The following is a 15,830-nucleotide window of genomic DNA, read 5'->3' as shown; positions in this document are numbered from 1 at the left end:
CTAATCAGGGTTTGTAAAGTACTGACCGATACATAGTGAATATCGCACAGCGAATTTCAAAGCGCACAAGTAGTATTATATTGACACAATGAGGTTCCCTGTCACCCTTTTTTAAAAGGGAAATACCGCTCAACGCTAAGCATAGCACTGTGTAAGGTGTTTTAATTTACCGGTTTGAAATGAGAATTCACGTTAATAAATGGTCATAAAAAAAAGCCCCTAAAACAGCAAGTGCTTTTGGGGCTTTTTAGTCAGCATGCGCTGACAAGATTATGTCGTGAGAATTATTTTTGTTTCGACAACCAGACAATCAAATTAACAATGTCGTCGTTGTTCATATCACGGGTAAACTTAGCTTGGTATTTACCGTTAACGATGAAGTTAGGTACCCCACGCAGGTGACTGCGGTATTCCTGAACGAGCTTATTGTTCTTTTTCAACATGCTGTTGACGCCAAAGCTACTCACAAGCTTATCGAAATCCGCTTCTTCTACACCGTTTACCATAAAGATATTTTTTAAATCTTTGATGTTGGTGATAGGTGATTTCTGTACATGAATGTAACGGAAAATAGCGGTACTTAGAGAATCTTCTTTCTTCAATGCGCGAGCAACCATAAGGGCACGACTGGCATCGTCTTGGGTTTCACCGCTGGTAAAGCCCATGAAGTTCACGTGTACTTTTTCGAATTTCACATCGTCACCCATTTTCTCTTGGATCTTTTTAGCGATGGGTTCGAACTGAAAACAATGTGGACACCAGTAAGAGAAGAATTCATTGATGACAGGTTTGTCAGTGGCGGTTTCGTTGATGATGGTGTAATGCTCACCTTCTTTCCACGTTTCTTGGGCGCATGCTTGAAGCGGCACTAATACCGCAATAAAAAAAGCAAGTATGATTTTTTTCATTGTTAATTCATCTCTTTAGTAAAAATAACTCGGGGCAGATTAGCATAGCTAACATAAAATGCCGACTGCACTTTGTAACCAGTTATACCAATTCCATTAAATTTTCGCTGAGTGGCTAATTATTTTACGGAGTTGGTATTAAAAGAAAATTTATCTTATTGCGCTGGCGATTAACAGAATCTGAATAAGCTTAAATACGAAGTTCAGTTTCCTGCAAAGCGGAGAACTGCTCTTTAAGCGCGAGTATTTGTTGTTCCCAATACTTGGGCTCAGCGAACCAAGCAAACGCTTGAGGAAACGCAGGGTCTTGCCAACGTCTATGCAACCACGCCATGTAATGCACCATACGCATAGCACGTAGAGGTTCAATTAGGCTTAACTGTCTGGGGTTAAACTCACAAAACTCATCGTAGGCCTCGACTATGGTGCTTAACTGAAGCGATTGAGCTTGACGATCGCCTGATAGCATCATCCACAAATCTTGTACAGCTGGGCCATTACGGCAATCGTCTAAATCCACAAAGGTAGGTCCATCGCGCCACAGGATATTACCTGGATGACAATCACCATGTAAACGCATCATGTCGCTTGTGTGGTAACGCTCACTAGTCAGCGCGACCACTTGCTCTAAAATAGTGAAAAACGCTTCGTGTAAGCTTGATGGAATAAGCTGACTATTTTGTAACTCAGCCACTGACTTCACCAAATAATCATCAATACTAATGGTTGGTCTGTGGGTGAATAAACGTGATTTAGCCACTTGGTGAATACGCCCAATAAAACGGCCCATCCACTCAAGCTGATCCAAATTATCAACTTCAAATTGACGCCCACCGACGGAGGGGAAAAGTGCAAAATGATAGTCTTGGTATAAATGTAGGCTCTTGCCGTTGATCACGAGGGGCGCGACGACAGGCACTTCATGTTCAGCGAGTTCTAACGAGAAGCTATGCTCTTCGTTTAGTTGTGCTTCACTCCAGCGCTGGGGCCGATAAAACTTTGCCACGTAACGCTTACTATCTTGGCCAACAAACTGATAAACGCGATTTTCATAGCTGTTGAGAGCGAGCAAACCGGATTCTACTAATACGCCTTCAGATTCGATGGCATCTAAGATAAGGTCTGGCGTTAGCTCGCTAAAATTAAATGTACTCATCAACGATACAAGAACTTAGAGGTTTGCTCGATAACGGCGTCCTCGTCTTCTTGAGCACGAATGGTAAAGCTAAAGGCCGTCACAGGATCTTCTAATTGGTACGGGTCGATTGCAATACTGATTGGCAGGTTATATACCTCACCGCCCATTACCGTGACACTTTGTTCCCCTATATATCTGTGGCCTTCAAGACCATTCACTGCAATATCAAAATGTTGAGTATGCTGTGATTTATTGAGTATTTTAAGGGTGTATACGTTTTCTATTAGGCCGTCGTTAGTTTCACGATAAAGTGCGTTACGATCTCGAATAATGTCGACTTCCAATGGTACTCGGCTTAACAGTTCAAAGACCAGTAAGGCACTCATTAAGACTAAAACAACGGCATAACCCATGAGTTTCGGGCGAAATATTTTAGTTTGACCGCCCGCTAACTGAGTTTCAGACGTAAAACTGATAAGCCCTTTCGGGTAATTCATTTTGTCCATTACACCGTTACAAGCGTCAACACAGGCGCCACAGTTGATGCACTCGTATTGCAGACCGTTACGGATATCGATACCTGTGGGGCACACTTGCACACACAAGTTACAATCAACACAGTCACCTAAGCCTTTGGCAGCATTTTGCTCACGAGTGGCCTTGCGCGAACGTGGGCCGCGTTGTTCCCCGCGCTGTGCATCATAAGCCACTGTGAAGGTGTCTTTGTCGAACATGGCGCTTTGAAAACGTGCGTAAGGGCAAATGTGGGTACACATGATTTCACGCATGTATGCGGCGTTACCATAGGTACAAACTGCGAAAAATAGCACACATACGGTTGCCCAAAAGCTTGAGGAAAAAGTAAAGAAGTCGACGAATAAGGCGTCGATAGGCGTAAAATAGCCAACGAAAGTGAGGGATGTAAGCAGCGCAACACTCACCCAAGCAATGTGCTTCAAGGTTTTGCGGATAAACTTGTCTGTGTCCATCTTGCGCTCATCTAATTTGATGCGCTTGTTACGACTGCCTTCAATTTTTTCTTCAAACCAAATATAGATGAAGGTCCATGTGGTTTGCGGGCACATAAAGCCACACCATACACGACCAGCAAACGTCGTAACGAAAAACAAGGCGAATGCGGCAACAATGAATATCCAGGCTAGCAGCGTTAAGTCTTGTGGCCATAGGGTTAAGCCAAATATTTGAAAACGCTGAGCGCCGATATCAAGCAAAATGGCTTGGCTACCTTCAAATTGCAACCACGGCAGAATGGCAAAAATAGATAGAAACACTAAACCAAAGAAGCGCCTGAAGTTTTCTAGGGCACCTTTAACCGCTCTCACATAGATTCGATTGCGAGGTGTGTACTGATCATTGTGTTTGCTTTTGTCAGGGCGATGCACCTGAACCGGGGAAATATCTTTTACGGGAATGCGGTCACTCATTGCTGCTCCTTGACTGAACCGAGATGCTTAAGGCACATAATCGCGGCGCATATTAGCATTTTTTTGCTGTCATTACGCTAGTTTGCGTTATCGATTATGTTAAAGGTTGATACAGATCAGGATGTTGTGCTGCTGATAATAGAGAAACGTAAGGTCGTGTTAGGGCGTTGGTGATTGGCGGTCGTGGCGGGGGTAGCGCAATACAAATGCAGCGCCGCCCAGCGCTGAATTGTGTACTTGGCAGTCCCCTTGGTGCCACTGCTGAATACGCCGTACAATGGCTAAGCCCAGTCCCGCACCGCCCGACGCACGCGTGCGCGCTTCATCTGGGCGATAAAATGCATCAAATATCTTTTCTTGGACGTCTTTTGGAATACCTGGCCCGTCGTCTTCTATGCTGAGCAAAACATGGTCTGGGTCTTGGGTGACATTGATTGAAATGCGCGACTTTGCATATCGACTGGCATTCACCAGTAGGTTTTCTAGCGCCCTTTGTACGAAATGATCATCTGCGAGTAGCAGTATGTTCTCTCCAGAAATACATACCTGATGATCTTTCAAATGCAGAGTTTGCAGATGGGCAACCACTTGCTCTACAAGCTCCTTCAACGGGATTTCAGCTAAGTTAAGCTCAGGAATATGCACATCACTACCGGCGTAATCGAGCATCTCTTGCACGAGTCTTTCCAGCTCTTCCACATCCAGAGACATGGCATTCCATTTTTCAGAATTGCTCGCGGGTCGTGCTTCAAGCGCGAATTTTAAACGCGCTAGCGGCGTGCGAAACTCATGAGCCACAGCCCCAGATAGCTCTCGTTGCGATTGCAGCAAACTCTTTACCTTTAGGCTCATGTTGTTAAGCGCTTGGGCAATGGGGGCGATGTGTGATGTGCTAGCAATGTGGTTATCCACTAGGCTGCCATCGTCTTGAACATGACTCACGCTGCGTTTTAGGGCACTTAAATCACGCCACAATGGCCATAGCCAAAGGGCGATTAACGCCCCTAAACACACGAAGAATATGCCGCTGTACACCATGAGCGTTTGGCTGTTGGTTTGCGGGCGTGTGATATTGAGCTCTAACAAGTCGTTTTCATTAAGGGCGATATACAGCTGTTCACCCATTTGCTCGTCGTACAATAAAACGCTTTTATTATTTTTGAGCTGAGCCGCGCTTTGTGCGCTCCAACCAATACTGTTGTAGGGCACAACTGTGTGGGGCAGTGCGGTACTTTGGGCCAACGCAAGTAAGTTGTCATGATTGTTTTTGGCCGCGTCCAACAAGGTCATTATCGTCGTAACATGGCCTGTTGGGCCTTGGGGGGGATGGCTGAAAAGGCGTTCTAACCCTGCACTTAGGCCAATCATGGCTAACACAATAAAAAGGTACAAACTGATAAACAATCTAGCCATACTGAAAGATTATTCCCACGCGTCAGCGACGAAATAAAACCCTTTTCCCCAGATGGTTTTAATACGATAAGGGTGACGAGGGTCATCCTGCAGTTTTTTACGCAGACGCGAAATGCGCACATCCGCTGAGCGGTCTAAACCATCATATTCTCTGCCGATAAGCTCGCGGTACAGTGTGTTGCGATCCACTAGCTGGGACGCATTTGCGGCTAACTTCCAGAGCATATCGAATTCATGACTGGTTAGGGGCACATCTTCGTTTTTAAGGGTCACCTTGCGTGCTAGATAATCAAGCGTTAGCTGACCAAAACGCAGTTGGGTCGCTCTCTCAATTGGGGCTTTAATAGTATTACTTCGTCTCAGCAGCGCTTGAATACGCGCTAACAGCACCCGGGGTTCGACCGGTTTCATAACGTAATCATCTGCGCCAATCTCAAGGCCGAGTACATGATCAAAATCGCTATTTTTTGCCGTCATAAATAACAGCGGCCCTTGATATTCAGGGCGAATTTTTTTGCACAACGTAAAGCCATTATCCCCCGGTAGCATAACGTCAAGCACAACCAAATCTGGCGAATGTTGTTTAATCTCATCAAGCAAACCCGTGCCGTCACTTAAACTGGTCACAGTGAAATCATGTTGATTCAAGTATTCACTCACAAGCTGGCTGAGTCGCGCGTCATCCTCAACAAGTAATATGTGCGGCATTAGAAAAGGCTCCAAGGATTGTTGACCCGAAAACGGGTACTGCGCCGGGTCGACTTCACCCTTAACGGTTGTTGAAGAAGGGTTTCACCCAATGCGTCTTTTAATAATAAACGTGTGTTGTCATCTATGGTCAGGGTTAAGTCTTTTTGCACAACCGTTTCGCTGGAGCAAAATAGCCGTTGTGGTGACAGTTTAACCACATACACACAGTATTCCTGCTGGTATTCGTTTTGTACCTGAACTGAGAGCGTAAACTGGCACTGTGTGCCAACGCGCTGAGTGACGCACACTATCGGCTGAATTTGCCAGTTAACGTCATGCTCTACAGCGTGTACTTTGTCCCCTAAAACTATGCTTAAACAGGCTAACAGCACTCTCAAATTATGCGTGCTCCAACGAATGAGTTGAAACTATCTGCGTCATCTGAATACGTACCCAAGACCAATAAATACCGTACTTGTGTATTTTTTATCTACTAGTGGGCTGTTAGTCATCCCTGAATGAAGCCAAGTCACACTGGTTCGGATAAGCCATTGCCATTGTTGGTTTATCTTCTTGTTGGCGCTGAGCGCTAAGCTGGGTTGCCAACCCGCTGAAGCGTCGTAATAAAGATCACGGAGCACGTTATCTTGCTGATCCACACCGTAATAGTAATCAACTAATTTGCTGCTCTTCCAAATCACAGTTGGCGCTAAGCTAACTTGCCACTCGTTTAGCGGCCAATGGTGTTGGTAGCTAATTTCAAATTGATGCCCGTGATGCACGTTTGAGGCATCTGTTTTGAACGCGATGCGCCACTGGGAGTGGGCGCTGCGTTTATGCCAGCGTACGCCTGCATCTATCGCCCATTTTCGACTTTTTACTTCGTCGACTGAGACTTGGCGATCATCAAAAGGAGACGCATTTGATGGCCCAATAGCGTTACTCAAAAAATGACCAGAAGCGCCAAGTACATTGCTGGGGTGCCAAAAGGTGAAAAAGGCTTTTTCGGTGTTAACGCTGAAAAAGGTGTCTAGCGCAAAAGTCGGGGTTTGTATCCATTGATAGCCGACTTCGGCGTTATCTAAATAAACGTTATCACCGTAGTAGGCTATATCGGGGATGAGCACGAGAGGGATAGCATCGCCGCCAACGAGTGGATTGGTCTTTGCGCCAGCGCCGAGGGCTATTCCCACTCGCCATTTCTCAGTTTCGATGCATTGGGCCGAGTTGCAGTCTGCGTACGCGTATTTTGCGAGGGTAAAAAAGCATAGCAAAATGCACTTTGCGCCTAGCTTTTTTATACTGTTTGTACCCATTTACCACACCCACACTTCGAAACAACGTTGATCATAAGATAATTATCAAAAGTTCATAAAAACTGCGAACTTTTCTATTGATGCATCCTAGCAAACCCGCGGGTAAAGCTCACCACAGGGTTACAATTATTCACAAATCCTCGCAATTAAGATCGAGACACCTCACGCAGTGTGATTAGGATATTAAGCCAACACGATAGGCCCGAATTAAGACGGGCGACATTGGCTCATAACATCAAGGAAATGCACCATGTTAGGTACTGGTTTACGCGGTTTATTCATCTTCATTCTCACTTGGCAACTCGGCGCATGTGGGGGCTCTGATGATAAAGAAGACAGCAAAAAATATGACAAGCCTTACTTGCAGTTTTACAACGGCTCTGGGGGAAGTGGCTCTGTTTTTCTCAGTATTGATGAGAGCAGTAGCGCCGGCTCTGCCGTATACGGTGATGCGACTAGTGTACTCACACTTGAAGATAATGACGTTGATTTGACCTTTACTGAAAAAGACAATGATGGTACTACGCATACCCTAGAAGAGTTATCTGTAAAAGTGAGCACGGGTCATAAAATGCTGGTGGTGCTTAGCGCAAAAGACAGTGCGGCGATATTTAATACCTATGAAATTGAACGTACAGAACTGGATAAACGTTTTCGTTTATTTGCTACATCAGTACTGACGAGCGACCAAGACTATGATGTGTACTTAGGTGAGAATGGCAGCTCATTTGCGAATGCACATTTGTTGGCGACCGTGTCAACAGACGAACTTGAGCAATTTGACTCATGGCAAACCGAAGATACGAGTTCGTTTAACCAGGGAGAATATCAGGTGTATTTAACCCTGCCCGGTGAAGATACCCCTGTGTTTGAAAGTTCAGCCATTGCATTTAGTTACGCCACTGAATACACAATGATCATTCGTGCCAGCTCTGGAGCGATAAAGAATAATATCGAAATGGACTTAGTCATCAACTCTTCTTCCGTAAATAAATACACCTCAACAGATGAGGCTGCGCAATATCGCATTTACAATAGTCTTGAAGAAAAAGACGTGATCGTAGATGTAAAGGGTGGCCAGGATAATCAGCAACAAGTGTCTGTGGCTGCCAATGGTTTGAGTGATTTTCGAGGCATCGCTTTTGGTGATTATCAATTGTCGGGTCAGGTCAGTGACGATGATAATCTTGCATTCTCAAATCGTTTGCTAAGCCTGAGCCAAGGCAGAAGCAATGCGATCGTGATATACCAAGATGAGGAGCAACAGTTAGTCACACTGACGTTTGAAGAAAGTAACTTGCCGCAAAGTGTCGAACACGACATCCAAGTGGTGAATGTGAACCCAGATTATGATGACCTTGATGTCTTCTTTGTACGCCAAAATGAAACCATTAGTACGGCGAAATATCGCACCCAAAATTTAGCCTTTGAACACTCTGCGCGCTTAACTATAAAAAGTGATCAGTACGAGATTGTGATGGTGCATAACGATGAGAATAATAGCCCGTTATTACTCGCACGAAGTGAAATGCTGGAGATTGATCAAGACGTTAATTACATTGTTAGCCTTCAAGCATCAACGTTATCACCCAGCGGCTATAAAATCGTGCTACTGCACTAATACATGAGCGGTGGTTAGGCAATAGCGCTATTTGGTAATTGAAGTCGTGTTATCTGCCTTTGGAAGCTAGCAATGGGGACAATAGCCAGAAGTCTAAATATTTTGATAGCACGCGGCTGATGTACTGCGAATTTATTCGCCGCAATACGGTCTATTTAATATAAGCCAAGATGAAATAGCGCTTTTGGCCCTAATGTTATTGTTAATGCATGTTACTTTTAAAGGCTTAGATTAGAGAGAGCGCTCTCATGAGTTGTTCTTATGAGTAGCCGATATAAGTCGCTTAAAGGTGTTAAATAAAGGTGTGAAATAGTGTTCAGGCCGTATTCAGCGCGTTTGCGGTAGACTTTGATTAAATGCGATATGCTATATACAACATGGCTCAAGCGCATCTTAAATTTGCACATAAAAGGTGAATGAATATGAAAAATCTAGCTGTCGTCCTGTTATCGGGCGTTACGTTAATGTTATCTGGGCAGGCCTACAGCCAAGCCAAAGTGGATGTGACGTGGCAAGACCCAGAGAAATACACAGATGTGCGCCCTTCAAATGAGTCGCGTACCCGCTTTAAAGAGCGCACGTTTAAACAATTAGACGAATATATTACAGAGCTCGCTGAAACCTTGCCTGAAGGCCAGACCCTGAAGATGAACGTAACGAACTTAGATTTAGCAGGGCAGGTTTGGCCCGCTTCGTTTGTGGGTATGGGCAGTGGGGCAAACGATGTGCGCCTGATTAAAAGTATTGATATTCCGCGTATCGCGTTTAGCTTTGAGTTGCTTGGGGCCGATGGCGCTGTGATTCAGCAAGGTGAGCAAAACTTGAAAGACATGTCTTTTCAAAATCGCCACAATCCGTTTTTTGCGTCTGAGAACTTACGTTATGAGAAAAACATGATACGAATGTGGTTCGATGAGCAATTTCCCCAGGAAGTCGCAAAAAAGAATACTCACTAATTTATAACGTCGCATGATTTGCGACGTTTTTTGCGCGATACTACGAGGTGATAATATCCGAATAATGCACCATCCGGTCGCGGCCACTTTGTTTGGCTGAATAAAGTGCGTGATCCGCTAAACGTTGAACATAGTCTGCGTCTTTCGGATCTTGCGGTTGACAGGTTGACACGCCGATACTGATGGTCAAATGTTCTTCTTTGGGACTGTATTTATGCTCAAGGTTTGCATCACGCACGGCTTCTAGTAGCGCCGTGGCAACGCTTATCGCACCATCTTTATCTGTATTAGGCAAAATAAATACGAATTCTTCACCGCCGTATCTGGCGGCAAAGTCACCACTGCGTTGGGCGAACCTTTCGAGCAATTGCGCAATCGCCACCAAAGCTGTGTCGCCTGCTGCATGACCATAATTGTCATTGTAAAGTTTGAAATAATCCACATCAATCATGAGTAACGACAGGGACCATTTTTCTCGGTTCGCTAGCCTTAGTTCACGCTCTAATCGTTCATCTAACGCTCTGCGATTGGGGATACCCGTTAATCCATCTAACAGTGATAGTTCTTGTAAGGCGAGCTTTTGCTGCTCGATGGTTGTGGCAAAATAGTCGATGGTATCGGCAATGTCAGATATTTCATCATTGCCTGAGATATGCGTAGTATTGCTAAAGCCGTTGGCCCTGTCTTGAACCACCATATTAAGCTGAACTAAGCGTCTAACCACGCGATTTTGAATAAAGAATACAATGACTAACAGTAAAATGAGTGCGCCAATGACGTACAGCCCCACATTGTCTATTTGTTCTTTGATTCGGCTAGAGGTTCTGCTTGTTTGAGTGATAAGGGAATCACTCAATTGATAAGACTTAAAGTTGAGTAAACGTGCGTAATCGGTGATCAAACTATGCACAAAGTTGCCGCGCCCGGTCACCCGGCCTGATATGCGCAACAGGTTAATTTGTAACGGAAATATTCCCTGATCATGTAGGGCGATATGGGTGAATTCATCGACGATCTTAATTAATCTAGGGCGCAAGGAAATAGGCAACGCATTGGCGTTTTTATACAAAGTATCAGTGATGGTTTGAGCCGCAAAGGACGATTGGCGGATGGCTTGTAATCGAGTCAAATTGGCGGCATTGCTAGATAGGGCAACAGCTTCATACAATGCGGCACGCCAATCTTGCAAACCTTGAATATCCTTCTTCGACAATGATGGGGCAGTCGTGATTTTAACCACTTTATTATTGAGCGCATACAAGGCTTTTTGCTGCACAGCAAGTTGCTTGGCAAGCTTAATCCTGTGTAGCGCGATGGTTTTTAACTCTAGAATTTCACTTTCAATCGCATTCAAGTGAAACTCAAGGTACTGGGTGCCTCCTTGACGCTCAGCAACAGTTCTAATCTGCTCCATCTTGTCATTAACATTCCGTTCAGCAATACGCAGTGCTGCCTCAGAATTGGCATAACTCAGGCCATCACTGATGGCTGAAAGGGCAGTGATGTGGTTGTTTATTTGCTCTGAAAATACTACGTTGGGCAACGATTTATTCGCAAGGTTATCGAGGATTTCACGAAAATCACTCAGGCGTGAATGGGCTAATATAGTCACACTGATAAAAATGGCGAAAACACTAACGAACGCTATTGCAAATACGCTGCTAAGAGGTACACGCGCCTTTAACGTTTTACCCGGTTTGCTGGTAGCTGGGAGTTGTTTACTCATGAATATCTACCAGTCGCTCATCTAAATTTGGTCCTAACTCTTTGCTGTTTCTCATGCTTTCCATAAACACGTCAACCACCATTGGCGGCTCCATATATCCCAGCGTAATCTGAGGGCAAGCACTGAGTACTTGATAGCCATCCCCGCCCTGTGCCATGTAGTCTGTGGTGGCTAATTTGTAGGCTCGGGTTGGCACAATCGCTTTACCATCAAGCGTGATAGACACAACCCGTTCCCCCGCTTTTTGACTTGAATCGTATTTAACCTCGATACCTGAAATCTGCGGAAAACGGCCGCGTACATTTTCAATCTCACTTAACCCATTTTCAATCGCAGCTCTCAACTGCAAACCCGTCACTGTTAATACAGCCAATTTGCTGCGAAAGGGTAATTCTTCAGCGATTTCACGGCGTGTGAGTTGTTGCCCCTTGGTGTATGAGCGATTTCCACGAATGATGCCACCGTTGAGCAGTGCCATATCGGCATTGGCAAAGGATTTCAATGCATCAGCCACGGCGTTAGCAAAGGCATTCTCTTCGGTGCGTACACTGCTTCTTTTGGTTTGAAAAGCTTGTGTAACGTTAGCGATGGGTTGATCGAGTAGGCGGTTTAAGCGAGATGTATAGCCCTTTACTTGCCCAGCAACTATGGGTTCTTTGGAAAATTCCGATAGGTTTTTGCTAACCCAGCTTATGTCGAGCTTAGGTTTCTTGCCGGTATGCACATTTAAGTTTATTTCAGCTAAGTGATTCAGGTAATTCAATACAACGGCGTGAGGATGTTGAGGTAATACTTCATCAGGTATGATCGTGGACTCAGGTGTTGTTGTTACTGATATGTCGATAATCTGCTTGTTCAATAGCTGATCTATAAACGCAAAGCTGTAGGAATACATTAAGATGACAATGTCAGCGCCTTTTTCTCGCAACGTTCTGGATGTTTCAGTAATGATTTGCTGTGGGTCGCGAATGACAATCTGCTTTAATAAATAGTCAGTGATAGCGCTATCATCTAGCACAGAAATAACGCCGAGCTTTACCCCTTTTTGCTCGACTATGACGTAATCGAGTAGTCCGTCTACATTGGCTTTACTGCGTTTGTCATAAACATTACTGGATATCAGCGGAAAAGCCGCCTCGTAGGAGCGTAATGACAATTCGTCTTCAAAATAGCTAAATTCACGCTTAGTGACAGACATTACGTCGGGCTCTAGGCTATTAAGAATATCAATGATATGTGTGCCGCGGTCTAGGGATGAAAGCGGACTAGGCGCCAGACTGTTGCCACCGAATAAAAAAAACGTGCTGGTATCTTTTTGATTGCGATACGATTGCAGCGCGTTAGAGAGCTCAGGATAACCTCCGACATGTTTTAAGCCTATAACCGGCATGTCAGATGCGTAGATGATTGTCACATTCTCACTTTTAGGCACGTCAGCGGTGACTTTATAAGAAAAACACGTCAGCATGCTGATGCACAAAAGTACAAATTGTATCCGATTGATGTTGCAGTCCCCTAGATCAAAAAAGCGTGTAACTAGCTGAAATGTATCAAGCAAGTATTACATATTGACGTTATTCAATAGTCAGCTATTAGTCTAATTTATACCAAATGTTTTCGTTTATTGTCGTAAATCTCTTTTCTTAATTAATTTTTGTTACAAGAGGCTTTTCACACCGTACTTTTCACACTGCACTTTTCACACCAGGCTTGGCGACAAATTCACCCGCACTGATTTTACAAGGTGTGCGAGTTAAATGACGTGTACTGCTCGTATAGATATCGATGGCAATAAACTGCGCAGGCAAGTAGGCCTGCGCAGGGGGGACTACTTACAAATTTTCAATGGTTTGTTTCTGCTCTTTCAACTTCGTCATTTGCATAGTGAAGTCATCAAGCTTGGCTTTTTCTTTATCAATGACCGCTGGTGGTGCATTGCTAACGAATTTTTCGTTGCTCAATTTACCTTGAGTACGGCCAAAGTCAGCTTCAATTTTTGCTAACGCACGGTTAATCCGGGCCAGTTCTGCGTCTTTATCTATTAGCCCAGCCATAGGAATAAGAATCTCCATCTCACCTACTAGCGCGGTAGCACTGGCAGGGGCTTCCTCTTCTGGCTGCAACAATTCAACGCTTTCAAGTTTGGCTAGCGCCCCTAAAAACTCACGGCTGCTTTGCAAACGTTGCCAATCTTGAGCACTGGCGTTACGAAGCAACACATTTAACGGTTTATTAGGTGAGATATCCATTTCACCGCGAATATTACGAATGCCCACAATCACGCTTTTGATCCACTCCATTTCGGCTAGTGTGTCTTCGTCGCGCAGCGCTTCGCTTTGCGCTGGGAATGGCTGAGTCATGATGCTGTCGGCTTGAATGCCACATAGCGGCGCCAACCTCTGCCATATCTCTTCTGTGATAAACGGCATAATCGGATGCGCTAAACGCAAAATGCTTTCAAGTACATTGACCAATGTATGGCGGGTACCGCGTTTTTGCGCGTCAGTGCTCACTTCAGAGTTAAGTACCGGCTTCGATAGCTCTAAGTACCAATCACAGAATTGATTCCAAGTGAACTCGTACACCAAGTTCGCTGCAATATCGAAACGATAACCCGTTAAGGCATCTTCAAAGTCTTTTAAGGTTTGCTGGAAGCGCGCCAAAATCCACTTATCTGCTAGGCTAAGCTCCATGTCGCCGCCATTTGCGCCAGTGTCTTGGTCTTCAGCGTTCATCATCACAAAACGCGATGCGTTCCATAACTTGTTACAGAAGTTGCGATAGCCTTCAACTCGCTTCACATCAAAGCTGATGTCGCGACTGGTAGACGCCATCGCAGCAAACGTAAAGCGCAATGCATCGGTGCCATAAGCAGCAAAGCCTTCTGGGTAGCTCTTGCGGGTATTCTTTTCGATTTTAGCGGCTAGTTTAGGTTGCATCATGCCTGAGGTGCGCTTGGCGACTAAGTCATCAATACTGATACCGTCAATCAAATCGATAGGGTCGATAACATTGCCTTTCGATTTAGACATTTTATCGCCTTGCTCGTCGCGGATAAGGCCGGTGATATAAATTTCTTTAAACGGAATCTGCCCAGTGAATTTTTTGGTCATCATGATCATTCTGGCTACCCAGAAGAAAATAATATCAAAACCGGTGACCAATACGGCGCTAGGTACAAAAGTATCAAGCTCTGGGGTTTTCTTTGGCCAGCCCATAGTAGCAAATGGCCATAGGGCAGAAGAGAACCACGTATCTAACACGTCTTCGTCTTGGCGCAATGTGACGCTGGCATCAAGGCCGTTCTTTTCGCGTACTTCAGCTTCTGTGCGGCCAACGTAGATTTTGCCATTTTCGTCATACCAAGCAGGGATGCGATGACCCCACCAAAGTTGGCGTGAAATGCACCAGTCTTGAATGTTGTTCATCCACTGGTAATAGGTTTTGTCCCAGTTTTCAGGAACGAATTTAATCTCACCACTTTTCACGGCATCAATTGCGGGTTTCGCTAGCTCTTGAACTGCCACATACCACTGATCGGTTAAATAAGGTTCGATAACCGAGCCAGAGCGATCGCCTCGGGGCACTTTTAATTTGTGGTCTTCAATCTTAACCAATACGCCTGCAGCGTCTAAATCAGCGACGATTTGCTTACGTGCATCAAAGCGGTCAAGGCCACGGTATTGCTCAGGGGCAACATCGTTAATTTTGGCGTCATCGGTGAGAATGTTTATCATCTCTAGGTTATGACGTTTACCCATGTCGTAATCGTTGAAATCATGGGCAGGGGTAATTTTTACGCAGCCAGTACCGAAGTCTTGCTCAACGTAGTCATCTGCGATGATCGGAATAAGACGGCCTGTAATCGGCAGCTTGATTTGCTTACCGATAAAGCCTTGGTAACGCTCATCATCAGGGTGAACCGCAACGGCTGTGTCACCCAGCATGGTTTCGGGGCGCGTGGTGGCGACAATCAGCTCACCTGTGCCATCGGCTAATGGGTAGCGCATATGCCACATGAAGCCATTTTCTTCTTCGCTAAGTACTTCTAAATCTGATACCGCAGTGTGCAATACCGGATCCCAGTTGACTAAGCGTTTGCCGCGGTAAATCAGGCCTTCTTCGTGCAAGCGAACAAATACTTCGTTCACGGCTTCCGATAAGTCGTCATCCATGGTGAATACTTCACGATCCCAATCGGGTGACGTACCTAAACGGCGCATCTGTTGGGTTATGTTGCCACCAGATTCTTTCTTCCAGTCCCAAATTTTTTCAACGAACGCTTCACGACCTAAGTCGTGACGGGTTTTACCTTGGGCGTTTAACTGACGTTCTACCACCATCTGCGTGGCAATACCCGCGTGATCGGTACCGCATTGCCATAAGGTATTGTCACCCTTCATACGGTGATAACGAGTTAGCGTATCCATGATGGTTTGTTGAAAACCATGGCCCATGTGTAAGCTGCCAGTCACGTTGGGGGGCGGTAGTAATATGCAGTAAGGTTGGCCTTCGCCGCTGGCTTTAAAATAGCCTTTATCTTCCCACGCTTGGTAGCATTGCTGTTCAATGTTTTGTGGGCTAAATGTTTTATCCATGGTGTTGGGTCTCGTTATT

At 45.1% G+C, this 15,830-nt stretch carries 12 protein-coding genes; 2 read left to right on the top strand and 10 right to left on the bottom strand.

The features are described from left to right. Positions 1-284 precede the first annotated feature (284 nt). From AC0L6N_RS16235 to AC0L6N_RS16205, 7 genes are all read right to left on the bottom strand, one after another. Complete coding sequence (locus AC0L6N_RS16235; RefSeq protein ID WP_006994201.1) at positions 285-908, bottom strand: thiol:disulfide interchange protein DsbA/DsbL; 624 nt, start codon at positions 906-908, stop codon at positions 285-287. 190 nt (positions 909-1,098) lie between these two features. After that, positions 1,099-2,064: a serine/threonine protein kinase gene (locus AC0L6N_RS16230; RefSeq protein WP_473475989.1), complete on the bottom strand. Its 966-nt coding sequence runs from the start codon at positions 2,062-2,064 to the stop codon at positions 1,099-1,101. Continuing rightward, positions 2,064-3,491 carry a cytochrome c oxidase accessory protein CcoG gene (gene ccoG / locus AC0L6N_RS16225; protein ID WP_473475987.1) on the bottom strand — a complete coding sequence of 476 codons (1,428 nt, stop codon included), beginning with the start codon at positions 3,489-3,491 and terminating at the stop codon, positions 2,064-2,066. Before ccoG ends, AC0L6N_RS16230 begins: the two co-directional genes overlap by 1 nt. Positions 3,492-3,650: 159 nt before the next feature. Further along, positions 3,651-4,904, bottom strand: coding sequence for an ATP-binding protein (locus tag AC0L6N_RS16220; RefSeq protein WP_473475985.1), 1,254 nt, complete (start codon positions 4,902-4,904; stop codon positions 3,651-3,653). Positions 4,905-4,913: 9 nt separating this feature from the next. Then, positions 4,914-5,612 carry a response regulator gene (locus tag AC0L6N_RS16215; RefSeq protein WP_011576299.1) on the bottom strand — a complete coding sequence of 233 codons (699 nt, stop codon included), beginning with the start codon at positions 5,610-5,612 and terminating at the stop codon, positions 4,914-4,916. Next, on the bottom strand, positions 5,612-5,986 hold the full coding sequence (locus AC0L6N_RS16210; RefSeq protein ID WP_473481361.1) for a DUF3019 domain-containing protein: 375 nt from the start codon (positions 5,984-5,986) through the stop codon (positions 5,612-5,614). Before AC0L6N_RS16210 ends, AC0L6N_RS16215 begins: the two co-directional genes overlap by 1 nt. Positions 5,987-6,031: 45 nt before the next feature. Next, positions 6,032-6,910, bottom strand: coding sequence for a MipA/OmpV family protein (locus AC0L6N_RS16205; protein ID WP_473475983.1), 879 nt, complete (start codon positions 6,908-6,910; stop codon positions 6,032-6,034). Positions 6,911-7,160: 250 nt separating this feature from the next. Here AC0L6N_RS16205 and AC0L6N_RS16200 point away from each other — a divergent pair, with 250 nt between their 5' ends. Continuing rightward, positions 7,161-8,531 (top strand): DUF4397 domain-containing protein, encoded by a 1,371-nt coding sequence (locus tag AC0L6N_RS16200; protein ID WP_473475982.1) that lies wholly within the window; start codon positions 7,161-7,163, stop codon positions 8,529-8,531. Between the two features lie 422 nt (positions 8,532-8,953). Further along, positions 8,954-9,487, top strand: a complete 534-nt coding sequence (locus tag AC0L6N_RS16195) for a DUF3016 domain-containing protein (protein ID WP_473475980.1) — start codon at positions 8,954-8,956, stop codon at positions 9,485-9,487. A 40-nt stretch (positions 9,488-9,527) separates the two neighbouring features. Here AC0L6N_RS16195 and AC0L6N_RS16190 read toward each other — a convergent pair whose 3' ends face one another. The 3 genes from AC0L6N_RS16190 to AC0L6N_RS16180 form a co-directional block, all read right to left on the bottom strand. Then, entirely contained in the window at positions 9,528-11,213 is a 1,686-nt protein-coding gene (locus tag AC0L6N_RS16190) for a diguanylate cyclase (RefSeq protein ID WP_473475978.1), read from the bottom strand. Then, the gene (locus AC0L6N_RS16185) at positions 11,206-12,681 is read right to left on the bottom strand and encodes a bifunctional metallophosphatase/5'-nucleotidase (protein WP_473475976.1); all 1,476 of its coding nucleotides are present in this window, start codon (positions 12,679-12,681) and stop codon (positions 11,206-11,208) included. Before AC0L6N_RS16185 ends, AC0L6N_RS16190 begins: the two co-directional genes overlap by 8 nt. A gap of 364 nt (positions 12,682-13,045) precedes the next feature. Then, entirely contained in the window at positions 13,046-15,811 is a 2,766-nt protein-coding gene (locus AC0L6N_RS16180) for a valine--tRNA ligase (RefSeq protein ID WP_011576292.1), read from the bottom strand. Positions 15,812-15,830: the final 19 nt, after the last annotated feature.

This window comes from Paraglaciecola sp. G1-13, assembly GCF_055809255.1.
The sequence above is the reverse complement of the archived record's forward strand: the minus strand, read 5'-3'. Positions and strand labels throughout refer to the sequence as shown.

Bases quoted from the DNA above. Each gene is read 5' to 3' on its own strand.
- AC0L6N_RS16180 (WP_011576292.1), bottom strand. From the start codon at position 15,811: ATGGATAAAACATTTAGCCCACAAAACATTGAACAGCAATGCTACCAA.
- AC0L6N_RS16195 (WP_473475980.1), top strand. From the start codon at position 8,954: ATGAAAAATCTAGCTGTCGTCCTGTTATCGGGCGTTACGTTAATGTTA.
- AC0L6N_RS16230 (WP_473475989.1), bottom strand. From the start codon at position 2,064: ATGAGTACATTTAATTTTAGCGAGCTAACGCCAGACCTTATCTTAGAT.
- AC0L6N_RS16190 (WP_473475978.1), bottom strand. From the start codon at position 11,213: ATGAGTAAACAACTCCCAGCTACCAGCAAACCGGGTAAAACGTTAAAG.
- AC0L6N_RS16200 (WP_473475982.1), top strand. From the start codon at position 7,161: ATGTTAGGTACTGGTTTACGCGGTTTATTCATCTTCATTCTCACTTGG.
- AC0L6N_RS16205 (WP_473475983.1), bottom strand. From the start codon at position 6,910: ATGGGTACAAACAGTATAAAAAAGCTAGGCGCAAAGTGCATTTTGCTA.
- ccoG (WP_473475987.1), bottom strand. From the start codon at position 3,491: ATGAGTGACCGCATTCCCGTAAAAGATATTTCCCCGGTTCAGGTGCAT.
- AC0L6N_RS16215 (WP_011576299.1), bottom strand. From the start codon at position 5,612: ATGCCGCACATATTACTTGTTGAGGATGACGCGCGACTCAGCCAGCTT.
- AC0L6N_RS16185 (WP_473475976.1), bottom strand. From the start codon at position 12,681: ATGCTGACGTGTTTTTCTTATAAAGTCACCGCTGACGTGCCTAAAAGT.
- AC0L6N_RS16220 (WP_473475985.1), bottom strand. From the start codon at position 4,904: ATGGCTAGATTGTTTATCAGTTTGTACCTTTTTATTGTGTTAGCCATG.
- AC0L6N_RS16235 (WP_006994201.1), bottom strand. From the start codon at position 908: ATGAAAAAAATCATACTTGCTTTTTTTATTGCGGTATTAGTGCCGCTT.